This is a genomic window from uncultured Tateyamaria sp. (assembly GCF_947496075.1).
In the GTDB taxonomy this organism is placed as follows: domain Bacteria; phylum Pseudomonadota; class Alphaproteobacteria; order Rhodobacterales; family Rhodobacteraceae; genus Tateyamaria.
This window is the reverse complement of the sequence record NZ_CANMBJ010000002.1, coordinates 1,356,700-1,373,727: the sequence shown is the minus strand read 5'-3', so window position 1 is coordinate 1,373,727 and position 17,028 is coordinate 1,356,700. Positions and strand designations below refer to the sequence as shown.

Below are 17,028 nucleotides of genomic sequence, written 5' to 3'. Positions count from 1 at the left end.
TCGCCAATTTAATTTGAGTTGATCTGATTGCGAGAGGCATTTCATGGCCGAAGGACGCGCGTTTAGGCTGAGTGGGCCGTTGGACCCGGAAACACTTTTGTTTTCGCAAATGACTGGGCGCGATGCCGTCAGTGACTGCTATCGCTTCGTGGTCGAGATGCTCAGTGATGATCCGACTTTGCCTGTCGACGACGTGCTGGGCCAGCCGATGAACATCGAAATTGGGCTGGGCGATGATGAACCAGTCTATTTGGGCGGTTACGTGTCGGAGTTTTCACTGACCAAGCTGGAAGGCGTGGACGCCTATTATTCAGCCACATTGCGCCCGTGGCTCTGGTTTCTGTCAAAGTCGACCGACAACCGGATTTTTCAGAATTTAAGCATTGTTGAAATTCTCGAAGAGGTCTTCGGAGCCTACTCTGTCGCCAAGTTTGAGAACCGTTTGGAGGCAACTTACGACCCAATCCCTTACTGTGTGCAATACGGTGAAAGCGACCTCGACTTCGTGATGCGCTGGATGGAGCACGAGGGGATCTTTTTCTTTTTCGAGTACGGTGACGCGGATCAGACTCTGATTTTGGTGGATACCTTGTCGGCTTTGGCACCGGGGGCAGGGCATGAGAGCATACGCTACTATCCTGACCTGTCGCCTGCGGTTGAAGACACGCAAGGGATTACAGAGTTTTCCTGGACCGCCCGCGTGACGACCGGCGAGGTTGCCCAGACAGATTACGATTTTACAAAACCATCCGCGGATTTGATGTCAAAAAGCACCAATCCTGGCGTGCATGATTTGGGTGATCTGGAACGCTATCACTATCCCGGCAACTTCGACGAGCTCTCACGGGGTGACCATCTTTCGCTCTTGCGTATGCAGGAGTTGAAGTCGCCAGTGGGACGGGCCAAGGCGATTGCGACCGTGATAGGCGTAAATTCTGGAATGATCTTTGATTTGGAAGATTTTCCTCGCGAAGGTGATGTCACGGAATACGCGGTGCTGTCTGCGGATTATACACTTTGGGACGGTCAGTACGGGGCGGGGGAACAGAACGTCGAAGAAGGTTATGTCGTCAAATTTGAATTGACGCCAACAACCGAAGAATACAGCCCGCCACGCCGAACCCCGAAACCGGTCATGCGGGGGCCGCAAACCGCCGTGGTTGTTGGGCCGTCGGGAGAAGAGATTTTCACTGATGAATATGCCCGCGTAAAAGTCCAGTTTCACTGGGATCGCCTGGGTGGGTCAGACGAGAATTCATCCTGCTTCGTACGGGTGTCGTCCGTTTGGGCCGGATCGGGCTATGGCTTCATTCAGATCCCGCGGATCGGGCAGGAAGTCATTGTTGATTTCTTGGAAGGCGACCCGGATCAGCCGATCATCACGGGTCGGGTCTACAATGCGTCGCAAATGCCGCCCTATGCCTTGCCGGGAAATGCCACTCAGTCGGGGTGGAAATCTGACAGTTCGCTTGGCGGAGGCGGCTTCAACGAATTGCGGTTTGAAGACAAGGCGGGGTCGGAAGAGGTCTACTTCCAAGCGCAGAAAGACCATAACGAACTGATCAAGAACGATGAAGGCCGGGATATCGGGCACAATTTTCGCGAAGAGATCGGCAATGATTCCTTCCAGAAAGTTGGCAATGATGCGCGACAGGAGATTGTGCATGATCGAGCGGAGGTGGTCGGCAATGACAAGTCCACTGGCATTGGAAACAACCGCACCGTTCAGATTGGGGCGAATGATCACGAGACTGTTGGAGACAATCGCACGCTGCATGTCGGTGGGAATGAAACGATCACGGTAGACGGCGACAGTGATGAACAGATCATGCAAGGGCACTCGCAATATGTTCTGATTGATCAGAAGATCACTGTCGGTGGGTTGCGAAACATTAAGGTGGGAGGCATGGAAAGCCGCGCGGTCGGAGCGTGGCAATCGAATACCGTTGCGGGATACCGGTCCGTCACGGTGGGGGCATACCAGAAGCACGGGGTTTCAGGAGATGACAGCTGGCAAATCAATGGGGGTCAATCCGTCAGCATCGGCAAATCACAAGAGATAAAGGTTAAAGCCGACCAAAGCTTCTGGGTCGAAGGTGAAGGCACCTACATGGTCACTGGCAAGTGTTTCCATAGTGCTGAGGATGATGCCGCGTTTCGATCCAACAAGAACCTTCTTTTGGAAGCCGCTGATGACAGCATCACCCTGAAGGTCGGAAAATCTGAAGTTATTCTCAAGAAGGATGGCACCATCACCATTGAGGGCAAAGACATCACTTTGGATGCGTCCGGCAAAATCAACATCAAGGCAGGCGGTGAAATCACGTTGAAAGGCAGCAAGATCAATCAGAACTGATGTCTGACAAGACCTGAGCCAACGGGGTCGGAGGTGTTGACGAAGTCCAGATCGCCTCTGGCACTCCTGGCATCTCAGCGCCGAATTCCAACATTGGCAGCGCCCCCAACAATTCATCCGCGTCCCGCGCACCGGATGTTGCGCTTTGAGCAATGGAACTCAGGTTCTTGCAGCGGGCCTCGGCCCCTTGGAAACTTTCGTCCACGAAAGGGACCATGACCGCGAGTGGGAAGAAGCGCCCCGGGGCATCGAAACTGGGCAGAATGAGCGCAAGCCACATCTGGTTTTCGAAACAAAGGCTTGCCCGCAATCCATCTTCAGGCAGATCTGCGGTTGCAAGTTTTGTAAGCAATTGATCCAACGCCCGTTTGACGCCCGGCTTCAATCCACGTGATACAAAATCTCCGTGCCGTGGCAGTTTGCCGTAAAAACCAGTCAAAAGGACTCGGGGCATTGGAATCCGGAGAAAACCTTCAGGTCAAATGGGTTTTCTACGGAGTTGGCCTGAAGCTGGAAGCTGGCCGTATAGCCGCCGCGCGAAAGATTGAGGTTGAACACCTCGGGCAAACTACTGGGTGAGAGACCGCCTTCACTGAACAAACGCAAAATTGCCCACGCACCGGTTTGCGTTTGTACAACCTCCACGCCGGTATCAAGAGGTGCAAAGGACAGCGTTATCATGTTGCTGCCGTTCGGCCCGGGCCATGTGAGAGGTTGGGCTGCTGCGGCGGCGTGTGCGTAGGTCAGCAGTTGACCATCGACATTAAGCGAGACACGAGCAGCATTTGCCGACAAATCCTGAGGAACGAGGACAAAGCCGATCAACGGGCCAGCCCCACCAGGAAACAGGGCATCTCGAATGGCCCTGGCATTTTCGAAGGGAGCGAGCGCCTCATCGCTGAGCCCAAAGTCCGCTTGCCACCGCCAGGGGCGGTTGCTTGTGTTCACAAAGTCACTCAACTCATTTTCGATGAAGCCATCGATCAAGCCACCAGCGCCAAACAGTCGGGCAAAATCGAGGATGTTCACGTCAATTCCGCTCGATCGGTCAAAAGGATATCGCCCACGCGTGGCCTTTTGGCAAAAGGGGAGCACATCCGCGCGCCAGCTCGCATTCAGTTGCGCGACGATTCCATCGCGACTGACGGCCGTGGCATCCGCCGCGATCCCGGCAATCCAGTCGTCAACCGGATCAGGCAGAATACGTGCTTCGTTGGCAACCGCACCGGTCAACACAGACAGACCACCGGATCTGGCCAATGCTTGTTCCGGTTGCGGGCTGGCTGCAATGACTTGGATTTCGTTTGAAAGCGCCTGCAGCGCGGCGATCGTATCGCCCACAAGGGGCGGATTGCCGTCCACTTCTTTTACAGTGGCCTTCAAAGGGGCGAAATGGTCGGCAACAGGACGCCCTTCTAGCGCTTCAGCCAAGGCAGCATCGGTACCGATGCCTGAGGCGGCGAGCCTTGCATCGTCTGTCAGTCGCGCCACACCAGAGATTCTTTTGCGCGCGAGCGCCAACAAACCAGAACCGGACGTGACATCAATAACTTGCCCATCGTCGCGGGGATCAGTGAGATCCGTTTCGAGAACCACAGCCGTCAAAAACCGCTGGAGCGCACTGTCGGATCCCGCAAGGTCTTTGAGATTGGTCCGGGCGCGTTCCAGATCCGTAATCGGACTAACCCGAATGTCACGCAGAAGCCCGTCCCAGGCTTCGATGTAATCGTCGAAGTAGAGCTTTGTTACATCCGCCTCGATACTGCGTTCCGAAGCGCCCGCGCTTTCAGGGCAACCGCCTGCAAATACACTGCGATCCAGCGCCGCCTGAACAGCCACAGCACCAACACGCGGGGCAACAACGGTGTGAAAACCGTCATAGGTGAAAGCTCCGGGAATGCCGACGCGCAGTGTTTTCTCTGACAAGCGCGTAAAGACCTGCTGCCCGTTTGGCCCCATATGCTCTGCCGGAATCCATTGGGGCAGCCCGGCAACGTCCGGGTCATTCATCAAGGTCGCATATGCCCGTTTGCTGATTGGAATGGTGCAAACAATCTCCAACGCCTGGTTGACCAGTTGCGCATCCGGGTCGGGCCGTTCCGTTTGGGTCTGCATGATGGCAATGGCGGCCAGTTGGTGTTGGGCGGCTTCCGGACCCGCGAAAGGATCCAGAGGCGCATATTGCGGCAATTCCTCTTGCCACCAAGTAGTGACGAAGTCGGCATCAAAGGGCGCGAGCCCAGTCATCATCTGGTAGGTCTTGAGCGCGCCCAGCAAGTATTCGGGGTCGCGGATTTGACGCCACATCGTTGCTTCGAGCAGGGCAACCATCCGTGGTGTAAGAATATGATCAAGGGCCCGTTCATAGGCGATGTTTTGGGCAAGCTCACGGTCTTCTTGCGCGCTGGGGCCGATAGAAGACAGGAGACCGGCAGTTCGCACAGTGTTTGCGCGTGCCACTTCGCTTACCGCATCAAGGGCGAGGTTGAGATCAAGCGGATCGGTAGGCGCCTGTCGGGACGCAATGTTCGAGAGGCGCGGGCCCAAAGCCTTGAGGTTGTCCTCGTAGGCACCAATAGCGCGGGATTGTTGCACATAAGAGGTCACAAAAAGCCCGATCGCGATGAGTGTTGCGAATGAGGCTGCCCCAAGAGTTCCACGCCACAGCCAACGGTGACGAGCCACGGATTTGGCATCGAAGGTGCCCAGGCCGGCCTCTGGAAAGATCAGGTCAGTCATCAAGTCCCGCAAGAAGAATGACCGTTTATCTCCATGTCGACGAGGCGCGGCTTGTGTCGCTGGCATCCCAAAGTTCTGCGCCATACCAGCGACCATTGCGTCGAGCGGAGAACCTTCCTGCGTGGCGGATGTGAAGTAAAATCCGCGTAGGCGCGCAGCTTCTTCGTAACGGCTTTCGCCAAATGCCACATCCAAAAGCAGTTTTAATGGACGTGTGAGCGTGTCCATCTGGGTGGGAAAGCGGAACACCTGTGCACGTTCCTCAATCGGGAGGTCTTCGGCAATGCGGGCCGTACTTTTGCTCTCCAGCCGGGTGAGGAGGGCCTTCATCTCCCGATCTACGATTTCCGGGTCCAGCCTGGCCTCGACATTGAAAGTGCTGCCCCAAACCTGCTCGCGTTCGCGCGTTGTCAGATCGCCAAAGAAGGCTTCGAAGCCTGGGATCAAATCGGTCTTGGTCAGAAGAAGATACACAGGAAGATCGACGCCAAGTTCATCTTTCAATTCAGCAAGACGCGCCCGGATGATCCGCCCGTGTTCCCGGATTGAATCGTCGCCTTCCAAGAGATCATTGACGGATAGGGTGAGGACAATCCCGTTCAGAGCTCTTCTTCCGCGGTGCTTCTTGAGCATCTTGAGAAAGCCAAACCATTCTGCCGCATCGATCTGCGAGTCGCTTTGCTGTTCAACATATCGGCCGGCCGTATCAATCAGAACGACATCTTCAGTGAAGAACCAGTCGCAATTTCGCGTGCCACCAATCCCTTTTAGGTCGTCGGACAGATCAATCGGAAAATGCAAACCGGATTGCCGCAAAGCGGTTGTTTTGCCTGTACCAGGTGGGCCGATGATCACGTACCAGGGCATGTCACGCAGGAATTTGCGCCCTCCAAGTTTGGACCGCTTCATTTGATCCAACACGCCTTTGAATTTGCCCTCGATCTCGGCGATGTTGGCGTCGCCTGGTGCTCCTTCCTCGGGCTCAGGTGGTGCGGCGAGGTCGGTGACGAAAACGCGGTTGGCCCGCGCGGCTCGCATTTGCCGCAGCAGCATGGATACTAGCCAGACAATCAGGATCAGACCAATGGTCACGATCCGCGCAACGGCAGATTCCAGCGGTGCAACCGAGCCGATCTTCACAATCCCACCCAGGGACCAAATCAAGCCACAGAGAAGCGCGATTCCAAAAAGGGTCCACAAGAAGCGGGAAAAGAGGAAACCAAAGAGCTTTTTCAGGATCTTCATTTTTAGACCTTCTTTCCAAGGAGGATCTCGATCCGGCGGTTTTGTGCCCTTCCTTCTGACGTCGCATTGTCTGCAATTGGTTCTGTGGCTGCGCGTCCACGCACCTCTATCAAGTCGATGGAGACGCCCTGGGAAATCAGAATATCGGCAATGGTCTGCGCCCGCGCCTCGGACAATCGCTGATTTGATCCGAATGGATTCGAGCGTTGGACAGGGATATTGTCGGTATGACCAAGGATTGTTACCGACCCGATGAATTCCTGATTTTCAATGATGACCTTTGCAATGGAATGCACAAGATCCAGATATTCTGTGTTCAAGTCCGCCTTGGCGGAGCGAAAAACCTCTGGGTTCGTTGCCTGAACAGCAAGGACCGTAAGCGATACATCTTCGCGACCTTTTAGTGCTGAGAGATCATCTTGGGGAGCCGCCGCCGCAAAGAGCGGCAGCATATCGAGACTAACCACCTCAAGCTCAATTTCGGGGATCGGCGCGGTATCCCGAACTGGTCGATAAATCTCGGCTGGTTGCAACGGGGGCAGGGCACCTGCGGCCGTGTAGAGGACTTCGGATTGATCCGAAAGCCGCATCGACAGAAAGACATAGCTGAGCAGCATTGCAACGGAGGCGATCACCAGCATGGCCCAAACCGGGATTATGAATTTCTCCTTCTCTTGCGCGGCCACGACACCTTTCCAATTGGGGGACAAGGGAGCGGCCTCTGCATCGAGGTCACGAAGTTGGCGGGCCATTTGCGCTCGAACTTGAGACAAAGCGCCGTCACCTGCGGCCCCTGTGCTGCGATGTTCGCCGCGAAAGCCGAAGGACAAACAATGAAACACCAGTTCCAGCAAGTTCGGGTCACGTTCAGGGTATCTCAGCAGGTCTTCGGCGCGCACGAAGAATTGCTCGCCTGCGTCCACGTCTCCATAGAGCGACGCGACAAGTGGCTGAGCGGGCCAATGCGACTGTCCGCCCCAAGGGGTGTTGAGCGCAATATCGTCTAGCAGAGCACCGACAAACCAGGCCGCTTGGTCAGCACGGGCGAGCGGGACACCCGCCGATACAGCGCCATCGCGAGCGTATGTCAGATTGTCCAATAGCCGGGTGCGCAAGGTTTCAGGGTTTTCAACTTGTTGCGCCCGCTCAAGCTCCGGTGCCAACCCCAGCAGCAGCCCAAAGTTTGACAGAAGTGGATTGTCGCCCGCACGGTTCTGGCGCATGCGTGCGGACGTATCAACGGCTCCGACTTGCGGTATGGGCGAAGGCGGTGACGGTTTCGCGCGCGCAGGACGGATGCGTGTGCGCCCGGCGTCCGTTTCCAGACCGAAGGGATCCTCATCCGTCATCGTTTCACCGCGTAGCAATCAATCAAGGGCTCTTTCTCGAGCTTACCGGCAACCCCGAGAACAAAACCCGGCGCATCGGCAAGCTTGGCCCAGTGGTCAGAAGCGCGGTCAAGTTCGAGGCAGAGACGTTCACCATCATATGGAATTTCGCGAGGCTGCGAATGCAGTGGTTTCAGTGGTATGCCCGTCAGCTTGGATTTCCAAAGCGTGTCGAACTCATCCGCAGCACCCACTGTGGCCTGCTCTGCAAATATCTTGCGCAGATGCGCTTCCGACATATCGCCACCAACACGCAGTACAATCCGGTGATCATTTATGATCCCTCTGTCATCCAAACGGACCGTCCAGACGTTTTTGGAGTGGCCGGCCACCTTAAGAGCGATGGATTTCTGTTCAACGTGTCGTAACGACAGAATGAGCGACCGCAGGGTGTCTGCAATGGCCATGAAACTGCCCTGAGGATCTTCATGCTGATAAGCTGGCAGCTCCGTCATCGTGCGTGCTGATGATCCGAACGTCGCCATCCGCCCCGCCAATCCAGCAAGTTCGAGGAACAAAGAAGACGGATGAAAGAGGTTTTGACCCATCATATGCGCAATGCGCGGACGGGCGGCGTTGGCAAGCTCGAGGATCAGCAGGTTTTCGACAGATGCGCCTGCACCGCCCATCACAACGCCACCATGGGCTTGCGCGATCCGGTCGAGACCGGTCAACACCTCCTGTAAAAAGGCGGCGTACCATGGGGCCGCTGCGGTAGCGAGGGCAGGGGGCAGATAATCTGGGTCGAGTGCAACCGACCCGTCAGCAAGCAAACCATCGATGCGCGCGATCGGGAGAACTGTGTAACCGTCCGTTGAATCGTCAGGGAGAAAGAGCTTGGGCGCAAGACGAGCGACCTCGATCTCTACCGGGTCCGCGCCGCCCTTGATCGTGTCTCGGACAGTGGTGATTTGTCCCAAGTATCGCGCCCCCTGTGCGCCGCCGCTCTCGGGGTCCATTGTTGCGATGCCGGGCTGCAGTGCCGGAATGCCGAGCTTGACGACGCCCGCCTTCGTGCTTGCGGATACTGGCCGGGCCTTGATTCCGATACTCATGTCGGGAAGCAGGAAAGGTGTGCCATCCGGGAAAATGCCTTGTACCTCACCCAGTCCGATCTGTCCCGCCTGAATCGCGCCGCTGTCCAGCTCAAGGAGGGTGAAGCCGTAGCTCTGATGCTCTGGCGCCTGCAGCGCACCCCGTACCAAAGCGTCGGTATGGCGGTCCTGTTGCTGCAAGTGCTGAGGCCGCAGGAACAGCCCCTCTGACCAGATCACGCGGTTGGCGTCGTTCATATGACTTATCGTCCTTTTTAAGAAACCGAGAGGCCAGAGGCCGTGACCGAGATGTTGAGAAGTACATCGCCGGTCGCGGGCAAGCCTTGCGTCAAACGGAATACTTTGCCCCCCGGCTGACGGAACCCTGCGACAATCCCAAGGGTCGAAGCGCCTTGCTGCACCTCGACCGGGAACGTCCCTTGTGCCATACCGCCGGGGGCCAGCACCAACTTGTCCGCGCGTACAAGGTCCGCGGCGAGAGCGCTCTCCGGATCTTGCAATGTCGCGAAATCCACACTGGAGAACTGATTGGCGGACCGGAGTTGAACCAGAGTCACCGTCAATGGTCGCCCACTGCCGTCAGGACCGGTATTTGCACCGTCGGTCATGTTGGCAGTTGCCATAATGGAACCGGGTACGGGGTCATTGGCCAGACAAGCCGACAGAAAGGCTAAACCTCCCGCTGAGAGAATAGCATTGCGGCGTGTGAGTGTCATCTTGAAGTCTCCTTCCCATTGCCTTCATATGCGTCGCGAAAATTGTCACCGACCTCGCCAAGAAAACGTTCTTCGGCGGCGCGGGCGATCTCCTTGTATTTTTCCGTGTAGGTCTGCCAAAGCTGAGCGGACTTGCCTCCTGCAAGCAACGCTTCAAGCACGCCGGTTTCTGCGATCTCCCGTTCAATCTGTTCTGGATCGAACTGATCAATCATGCGCCGAAGTGCCGATTGCAGGGCGTGCCATGTTCGCAACTGATGATCGGCCAGATCGCGATAGGCGCCCACGATCGCGTCGTCGGCAGACTGGTAACCTGGCCGATCGCCGGAGATCATGGCGTCCAGGGCATCATCGGCCGTCGCCAAAAACTTCAGCGGATTCACGTCTGCGCTTGAGATCAACGTCTGTGCCACACGGACTTGTTGTTTGGCGCTTGCCCGAGCCCGCAGAAGCTGCATCACGCCGTCGATCAGTAGGCGATACTGACGCCCTATTTCAGTAGCTTGGGCCACTGGGTCAGAGCCAATTGCATCCGTTCCCAGGCCCATGCCTTCAAGCAGCGCTGCCAGTACCTCACTATCCGTGACTGTTTCTTGCGGTGTCACTTCGTTCGTTTCTGCGGGTCGAATGCCAGAGGTAAATTCCACAACCACTGGGTCTTCCCGTTCCTTATCTGGTGTTTCCACAGGTGCAACTGCTTCGTCACGGGAAATCGGTGCATCGAAATAGCCGCCGGAGGATGGAACCGCTTTCTGTGGCGTCCGATCCGCCAGATTCAGGTCAAAGGGATCGTCAATGCCAAAGGGCTTGGGTGATGATGCTTCAATCTGGTCAGTATCGGAATGGCCTGACGCGCGATCATAGGGGTCAAACGGATCGGGTAAGCTCTCTGGGCGCGGAGCGGGTTCCGGCCGAACAAGCGTATCATCTTGACTAAAATCGAATGGCGAAGTCTTGCGCTGCGGTGTTTCAGGGTTTTCAACTGGCACCGCTTCTGCAGCCATGTCTACTCGGAAGACGAAGTCCCCCATGCGCAAGCGCATACCGTCTTCCAGCACGACCGAATTGCCGGTCCCCAATGCGGTTTCGGAACCGTCGACAAATGTTCCTCCCCGACTGGCATCGGTTGCTGTCAGTTTTCCGTCCGTCATCGCCAGAATGCAGTGACTGCGAGACAAGTAGCGTTCAGGGTCATCAAGTTGCCAGTCAGCATCTGCTCCCCGCCCAATCACAACTTGCCCAAATTCGTACGTGAAACTCATGCGGGCCTGCGGCGTTGCCGCGCTTTCTATGATCAGATTTACGGTCAAGCGGCATCCTCCAAACGGAAGGTCACGTCGTCAGCATCCCGGTCCCTCTTGGGCAAGACCCAGGCAGTTCGGCCCAATTGGCAGCTCCCAAGACGTGCAGCTGGAACTTCGGCCCGATCCAATACAAGCCGAATGTCAAAGGTGATGTCATGTCCATTTGCAAACAGGATAGCATGACGGATAGCGGTGCGCTTTTTGGGGTCATCCAGAAGCGTCGTGAACTGCTGGAATGAAAGCGGCCCTAAACGCAGTTCAGCCCGGTGTTGACGCGAGAAACAACGTTCGCCGACCACAACTGCACCGCCGAGTGTGGAATATGCCATCCCGAGACGGCTTTGTTGGTGGCGCGGAATTTCGTCCCAATGGCCCAAAAATTCATTCAGAGAAACCGGCGCGCCGACCACGTCCTCCAGATAGCTGACCAACCGTTCTGGCGATTGCGTACGCACAGCGAGTTTTGTGGTATGGGCAAGTTTTGCCTTGTCGTGCTCGGGATCGCGCGTGCCAGGAAGCCCCAGCCCCGCGAGGCTGGCAATGATTGCGGGCGTGCGCCCATCGCCACGGCCCGCCTGAACTTCGGATTGCGCGTCGGCCCACGCGCGCCAGTAGAGGGCAATCAGTCGATGCTGCAACACATCCAAAAAATCTCGAAACGCCGTGTCCGATGTGACCCCATCACTGTCGCCAGCGAACCAACGGTTCGAGAGGCGCGCCATCACCCAACGGGTCATAAAAAGGGGCATAGGACCTTCTGGTCCAAGCAAACCAAGAACGTTGGCGCTGACCTGCGTTTGCTCGCCGTCGATGGCAACGCTTTCTACATCGCGTGTGGCAAATGACAGCCTGATGTGCTGTCCCAGTCGCGCAGGCTCGTTCTCCGGTCCACCAACTGCGCCGAACCGGCGACCGTCGACTTCTTCAATTCGCCGGAGCAGGGCGAAGAATTCACTGCGCCCTGCGTCACTTGCAATTTGAGCGAGAGTATCGCTCATATCATCGCGCGATTGCCGAGGCTGAGCGGCCATGAGACGTCCTCCTGCGATCCAATGAGAGTGGTTTTTGTTCGAACAACGGCGTTGATGGCAGCATGGCGACGGAAAAGCTGCGCCAGAATGGCGGACATCAACAAACGCGAGTGTCCGGCCAGCACTGTCTCATCAAGGCTGAGACCAATTTCGGTCCCTTGCCCGAAACACATAGGACCGGCGATTGGGAGACGCTCCATTATCGGTTTGGCGGAAATGGAGCGCAGCGCTTGTGCGTGGCGCTTCAAAGCCGGATCACCGCGATCCGCATAAAGCGATAACAGCGCCCGAATGGGTTCCGCATCGGTGTAAGTCTCCGTGAGTGACACTTGATTCAGCGCCATCTGGCTAATCCAACGCCATGCGACTTCGTCGCGACGAGTTTCGCGCGCGCTGGCGGACGGCAGAGTCGCTTGCAAACTGGCTCTGGGGCGTTTGATTGCCTGCAACAAAGTGATGTCGTTCACAGGCGCACCAGTCTCGAGTGTCAAAACTGGGGTGTCATCCAAAATCGGTAAGTCACGGTTGGTGCAAAGGGCGCGTATGTCCAAACGACCAACGTTGCGCCCTGTGGCGGAACCGTCGTGACTGAGCGCGATATAGAAGTCATCACCTGGATAGGACGTTCGCATCTGACCACGCCGAATTTCGTCTTCCACCGGACGCCGAGGGCGTCGTTTCGTGGCATAAGACAGGCGCGAACCTTTATCTGATGTGGCGGCAAATGAAGATGGGATCGCGGATTGAGGCCCATCTGTTTCCACATCTTCAACGCTCAAGAGCCGGAAAATCTCAAAGTCCATCGTGCGGGTGCGATCTGCGTGGACCAAATGCGCGGCTCGGGCGCGGTCCAATTCGACGATGTTACATTCCCGCTCAAAAAGATTGACGATGGGTGTTACAAATAGCTGAAAGTCTTTGACTGAAAGGTCCGCCAAGTCAGGTTGTTGTTTGTCCAGAAGGATGATGATCTCGACCGAGCCGTCTGATTTTTTTACGAAACTTTGCAAGCCGGTCAGCCGGACATAGTGGAAACGCTCTGGCATCAGGAAGTATTCCCGCAACAGGCTGTACCCCTGAAACGACTCCGACACAGACGGCAATAGAGTCTCCGAGAGGGCCGTTCCGATCATCTCGACTTGGCCAGCCTGAGAGAACCCGCTGCTTTTGCCACGCGCCATCAAAGTGGTGCCATGGCCGTGAATCGCATCAAACAGCAGCCCCCCGCGCGCTTGATGGCCAAGATACAGGTCCAACTGATCAATCTCGATCTGGGACAACGGTATAGTAGACGCAGAGCAGAGCTGAAGTTTGATCCCTGCTGCATGACGAGCACCGTCCAAGTCGTCTCCCAACCCGACCGCTTGCAGTGCTCCGATATCCTGCAGGTATTCAGCTGCTCCGATCTTGATTGGCCAGAGAGTTACATCCTGCGCGGTCGTGTAGCGGGCGCGGGTGGCAAGACCGTCGCGCAGCCCGGAAACCATGCTGGTTCCGCGCGGCACTGTGTACCCGGTAACCATTTCCTCGACCTGATCCCCGGGCGCGAACTTTACGAGCGACATCGCCGGCGCAGGTGCCACCAGATCGGGGTAGAGCGCGTCCAGAAGCGCCTGCACATAGCGGCTGCTTTCCGCATCGACTTTCAGGCGTGTCCGTGCCGACAGATATGCGACGCCTTCCAGCAACCGCTCAACATACGGATCCGGGCAAGGGACGCTATCAAGCGACAGGTTGCGCGCCACAGCAGGGTGAAGTTGGGCGAACTCTTTTGCGAGGTCCCGGATGTGCGTCAGCTCATCTTCGTAGTAGCTGAGAAACGTGGCATCCATCACCGATCCTCCAGCACGGTGGCAGCCGATCCGCTATCAAGATCAATGGTGGTTGACAACCTGAGCCGCTCGGGCGTGGGTGACAGCATTAATGTGGCATCCACATCAATGCGCATGCCGATCTTTTCGCTTTGACGGATGTTGATCCGGATACTGTCCGGTTTCAGCCGCGGTTCAAAATGAATCAGCGTTTGCTTCAATTCTCTGCGCAATGTGGACTTGTCGAAATCTGTACTTGTACGACCAGCAAAGGACGGCACACCATAGTTCAGAACAGAGGTTTGGACTTGCGGGTAGTCCGCCAGCAGGTCCTTTGCGGTTTGATATCTGTTGGCTTCCCGATCGGTCATCATCGGTTCCGCTTCCATCCGTTCCACATTGAACAGCATCTCGATGTCGCGCCGCACGGCTTCTCGCAGGACCTCTCGTGTCACCATGATACCGCTGGCTTGGATGGCGCGGCGTCGGTCTTGTTTCTGTGTCAGTTGGAACAGGCGTTTCTTGGTGTCATCGTCCAAGAGCTTGCCGTCAGCGGACGCAGACACGCCATGTTCCAAAAGCTCATCGAGTTTGTCGGCACCGCCAAGATCCTTAGCGAGGCCACGACGGAGGGAACTAATCTCTGCATCCAACCCCGGAAGATCGTTGACCAACCGATCCCAAAGCGATGGCTGAAGCGCCTCGCTTTGGGCTTGTGGTTCACCAATTGATCCCCTTCTGGGCGTCATAAATTAGACGCCCGCGGCAATATCGAACGTGATTTCGTGTTCGTCACCGGCGGAGTGATCGTCAGCCTGGACTGTGTACTTGTAGGTCACGTTTTCAAACACAATGCCGACTTCTTCTAGAATCGTGTCGGTTGCTCCGTCCGAGAAGCTGTCGGCGTCGGCATCTTCTACATAAGAATCCTTGCCAAGATTCGCCCCCCCGGCCATCCGGAACGACGAGATCGTGGCGTTCTCCATGGTGATGACGAGGTAGTCCAAATGCGCGTCACCGCTGTCCTTGCGTATGGCAAGAGTCATGGACGGGAAGGATTTGCCCTGCATACAAGCCAAAGCAAGATAGGCCGATGCGGCATCCTTGGTTTTGGTCAGTTTCACAGCACCGACTTGCGCACGACTGCGAGACCGTCCGCTGCCGATTTGCGCTGATGCGGCTTGGGCGATTTTCCACTCGACCCCAACGATATCAATTTCGTCTTCGTGATCAGCCCGTTGTGATTCACCCTGAATTTCGTCGATGAGAAGGTAGCCAGTAATTGCCATTTTGAAATTTCCTTATGCCAAAAGGTGAAGGCGAGGGCGCTTAAGCGCCCTTCACCGATGGAAGTTCCGAAACCAGCCGGAGCGACGCATTGATGCCTTCAAGCTGGTAATGGGGGCGGAGGAAGAAACGCGCGTTGTAGTAGCCGGGGCGCCCTTCAACACTATCAACTTCAACCTCTGCTGCGGCCAACGGACGCTTTGCCTTTGCGGTGTCGTCCGCCATTGCCGTGTTGGCCAGCACGTAGCGGTTGATCCACTCCGAGAGCCAAACCTGCATGTCGGCACGTTCCTTGAACGTACCCACTTTGTCACGTGCGATCGCCTTGAGGTAGTGCGCAAACCGGCTGACCGGAAAGAGGTAGGGCAGGTTTGCTGACAACCTCTCATTGGCTTGCGCATCCGGATCGACCAGGCGCCCGGCGCGGGCCTCGTCGTCCTGCAAGCTGTGCGCTCCGATGAAGGCTGCGGTATCGGTGTTTTTGCGGTGAAGAATGGGCATCATACCCAGCTTTGCCAATTCCGCTTCTCGGCGATCATCAATCGCGATCTCGGTTGGACACTTCATCGCGACGGAACCATCGTCGGTCGGGAATGTGTGCACGGGCAGGTTCATCACCGTTCCGCCTGACTCAACACCACGAATCTGAGTGCCCCAACCATAAAGCTTGTGCGACCTATTGATGTTGACGCCCATCGCGAACGCGGCGTTCATCCAGACATAGTTCTCGTGATTGCCTTCAATCTTTTCTTCAAAGTCGAAGCCCTTCACCGGTACGGTCTCGGCTCCGTAGGGCAGCCGACCCAGAACGCGCGGCATCGTCAGCCCAATGTACCGGGCGTCTTCGCTTTCACGAAGGGATTGCCAGCTTGCGTAATCAGGGGATGACACGATCTGCTCCAGATCCTGTGGGTTTGGCAGCTCTTGCCAACTGTCCATGCGGAACAGTTGTGGGGCAGCAGCAGCGATAAACGGAGCATGTGCTGCAGCGCAGATGCCGGACAAGTTGCGCAACATACCCACATCCTTTGGATGCTGCGAGAACTCGTAAGCGCCGACGATGCAGCCGAAAGGTTCACCGCCGAACATGGAATACTCATCGCTGTAGACCTTTTTGAACATATCGGCCTGATCCCACATCTGGCCTTCGAAATCCTCGAGGTGATCTGCAAGATCCTCCTTCGTGATGTTCATCACTCGAATCTTGAGCTTTTGATCCGTCTCGGTGTTGTTCACCAGATAGTGGAGACCGCGCCATGTGCCTTCGATCTCGCGTACCTCCGGGGCATGCATGATCTCATTCATCTGATCGGTCAAAAGGCTATCGATACCGCCAATCAAGGATTTGATCGATTTGACTGCGTTGCCGGAAATTGTGGCAGCACCGCTGCGCTCCTTGGCTGCAAGTGCAAGGTTCCCCACAAGGTTTTTCAGTTTGTCGCTTTCGCTTTCCTTGATCCGGAAATCCTTTTCCAGAAGAGCGGAAAATTCACCAAGATCCAGCGTTTCTTCTTCTTTTGATGCGCCTTGTGCTTCTGTATCGGCCATAGCTTAACCCTCCTCTCCGTCTTTGTTGTTCATCGCCGCTTCTGCTGCCTCCGCCAAAAGCGGCTCGTTTGCCAAAAGCTGAGCAATTCTCTTTTCGGCGTCTACTCGCCCGTCCATGTAGCTAAGCAACTCTTCCAGTTGCTGCCGCATCTTCAGCAGCTCATTCAGCTGCGGCACCTGTTGCGCCACTTTGTCCGGCGTGAAATCTGACATGGATTCAAAGGTCAGATCGACAAACATCTCTTCGTCTGCTTCTTCGCCGTCCTTGCCGGGCAGCGTGTTCTTGACCCGGGCCTTCACACGCGGCGCGAGCGCTTCCATGAACTTCGGGAACCGGCCTGCGTCAGTTTCGACAAATTTCCGTTCGCCGATGGGTTTCACGGCTTCCTTGGTTTCAGAAGCCCCGGCGAGGTCCGCAACAACCCCCATCACGAAAGGCAACTCAATCGTAGTTGGGCTGCCGTAGTGCTCTACGTCATACGCAATCTGCACTCTTGGTGCGCGATTACGCTCTATGACCTTCTGTTTGCTGTCTGCCATGATTTGCT

13 protein-coding genes are annotated in these 17,028 nt (G+C 56.2%); 1 reads left to right on the top strand and 12 read right to left on the bottom strand.

What is annotated here, in order from left to right:
• Positions 1-43 precede the first annotated feature (43 nt).
• Entirely contained in the window at positions 44-2,356 is a 2,313-nt protein-coding gene (gene tssI / locus Q1A51_RS10795) for a type VI secretion system tip protein TssI/VgrG (protein ID WP_299596226.1), read from the top strand.
• Here the strand turns inward: tssI and Q1A51_RS10790 are convergent.
• Genes Q1A51_RS10790 through tssB form a run of 12 tightly spaced genes read right to left on the bottom strand, consistent with a single transcriptional unit; the run spans position 2,343 to position 17,020 of the window.
• Entirely contained in the window at positions 2,343-2,810 is a 468-nt protein-coding gene (locus tag Q1A51_RS10790; protein WP_299596229.1) for a TagF domain-containing protein, read from the bottom strand. The two genes, tssI and Q1A51_RS10790, sit on opposite strands and share 14 nt — an antisense overlap.
• The gene (gene tssM, locus Q1A51_RS10785; protein ID WP_299596232.1) at positions 2,792-6,340 is read right to left on the bottom strand and encodes a type VI secretion system membrane subunit TssM; all 3,549 of its coding nucleotides are present in this window, start codon (positions 6,338-6,340) and stop codon (positions 2,792-2,794) included. The genes Q1A51_RS10790 and tssM overlap by 19 nt, the downstream gene beginning before the upstream one ends.
• A 2-nt stretch (positions 6,341-6,342) precedes the next feature.
• On the bottom strand, positions 6,343-7,689 hold the full coding sequence (icmH, locus tag Q1A51_RS10780) for a type IVB secretion system protein IcmH/DotU (RefSeq protein ID WP_299596235.1): 1,347 nt from the start codon (positions 7,687-7,689) through the stop codon (positions 6,343-6,345).
• On the bottom strand, positions 7,686-9,020 hold the full coding sequence (tssK, locus tag Q1A51_RS10775; RefSeq protein WP_299596238.1) for a type VI secretion system baseplate subunit TssK: 1,335 nt from the start codon (positions 9,018-9,020) through the stop codon (positions 7,686-7,688). The genes icmH and tssK overlap by 4 nt, the downstream gene beginning before the upstream one ends.
• Positions 9,021-9,037: 17 nt before the next feature.
• Positions 9,038-9,499, bottom strand: a complete 462-nt coding sequence (gene tssJ / locus Q1A51_RS10770; RefSeq protein WP_299596241.1) for a type VI secretion system lipoprotein TssJ — start codon at positions 9,497-9,499, stop codon at positions 9,038-9,040.
• Positions 9,496-10,809, bottom strand: coding sequence for a type VI secretion system-associated FHA domain protein TagH (gene tagH / locus Q1A51_RS10765; RefSeq protein ID WP_299596244.1), 1,314 nt, complete (start codon positions 10,807-10,809; stop codon positions 9,496-9,498). Before tagH ends, tssJ begins: the two co-directional genes overlap by 4 nt.
• A complete protein-coding gene (gene tssG, locus Q1A51_RS10760; RefSeq protein WP_299596247.1) occupies positions 10,806-11,834 on the bottom strand; it encodes a type VI secretion system baseplate subunit TssG in 1,029 nt (342 codons plus the stop codon). Before tssG ends, tagH begins: the two co-directional genes overlap by 4 nt.
• Complete coding sequence (gene tssF / locus Q1A51_RS10755) at positions 11,798-13,666, bottom strand: type VI secretion system baseplate subunit TssF (protein ID WP_299596250.1); 1,869 nt, start codon at positions 13,664-13,666, stop codon at positions 11,798-11,800. Before tssF ends, tssG begins: the two co-directional genes overlap by 37 nt.
• Complete coding sequence (gene tssE / locus Q1A51_RS10750) at positions 13,666-14,394, bottom strand: type VI secretion system baseplate subunit TssE (RefSeq protein WP_299196681.1); 729 nt, start codon at positions 14,392-14,394, stop codon at positions 13,666-13,668. The genes tssF and tssE overlap by 1 nt, the downstream gene beginning before the upstream one ends.
• Before the next feature lie 3 nt (positions 14,395-14,397).
• Positions 14,398-14,934 (bottom strand): type VI secretion system tube protein Hcp, encoded by a 537-nt coding sequence (locus Q1A51_RS10745; RefSeq protein WP_299196689.1) that lies wholly within the window; start codon positions 14,932-14,934, stop codon positions 14,398-14,400.
• Between the two features lie 40 nt (positions 14,935-14,974).
• Positions 14,975-16,480 carry a type VI secretion system contractile sheath large subunit gene (tssC, locus tag Q1A51_RS10740; protein WP_299596255.1) on the bottom strand — a complete coding sequence of 502 codons (1,506 nt, stop codon included), beginning with the start codon at positions 16,478-16,480 and terminating at the stop codon, positions 14,975-14,977.
• Positions 16,481-16,483: 3 nt separating this feature from the next.
• Complete coding sequence (gene tssB, locus Q1A51_RS10735) at positions 16,484-17,020, bottom strand: type VI secretion system contractile sheath small subunit (RefSeq protein WP_299596258.1); 537 nt, start codon at positions 17,018-17,020, stop codon at positions 16,484-16,486.
• Positions 17,021-17,028: the final 8 nt, after the last annotated feature.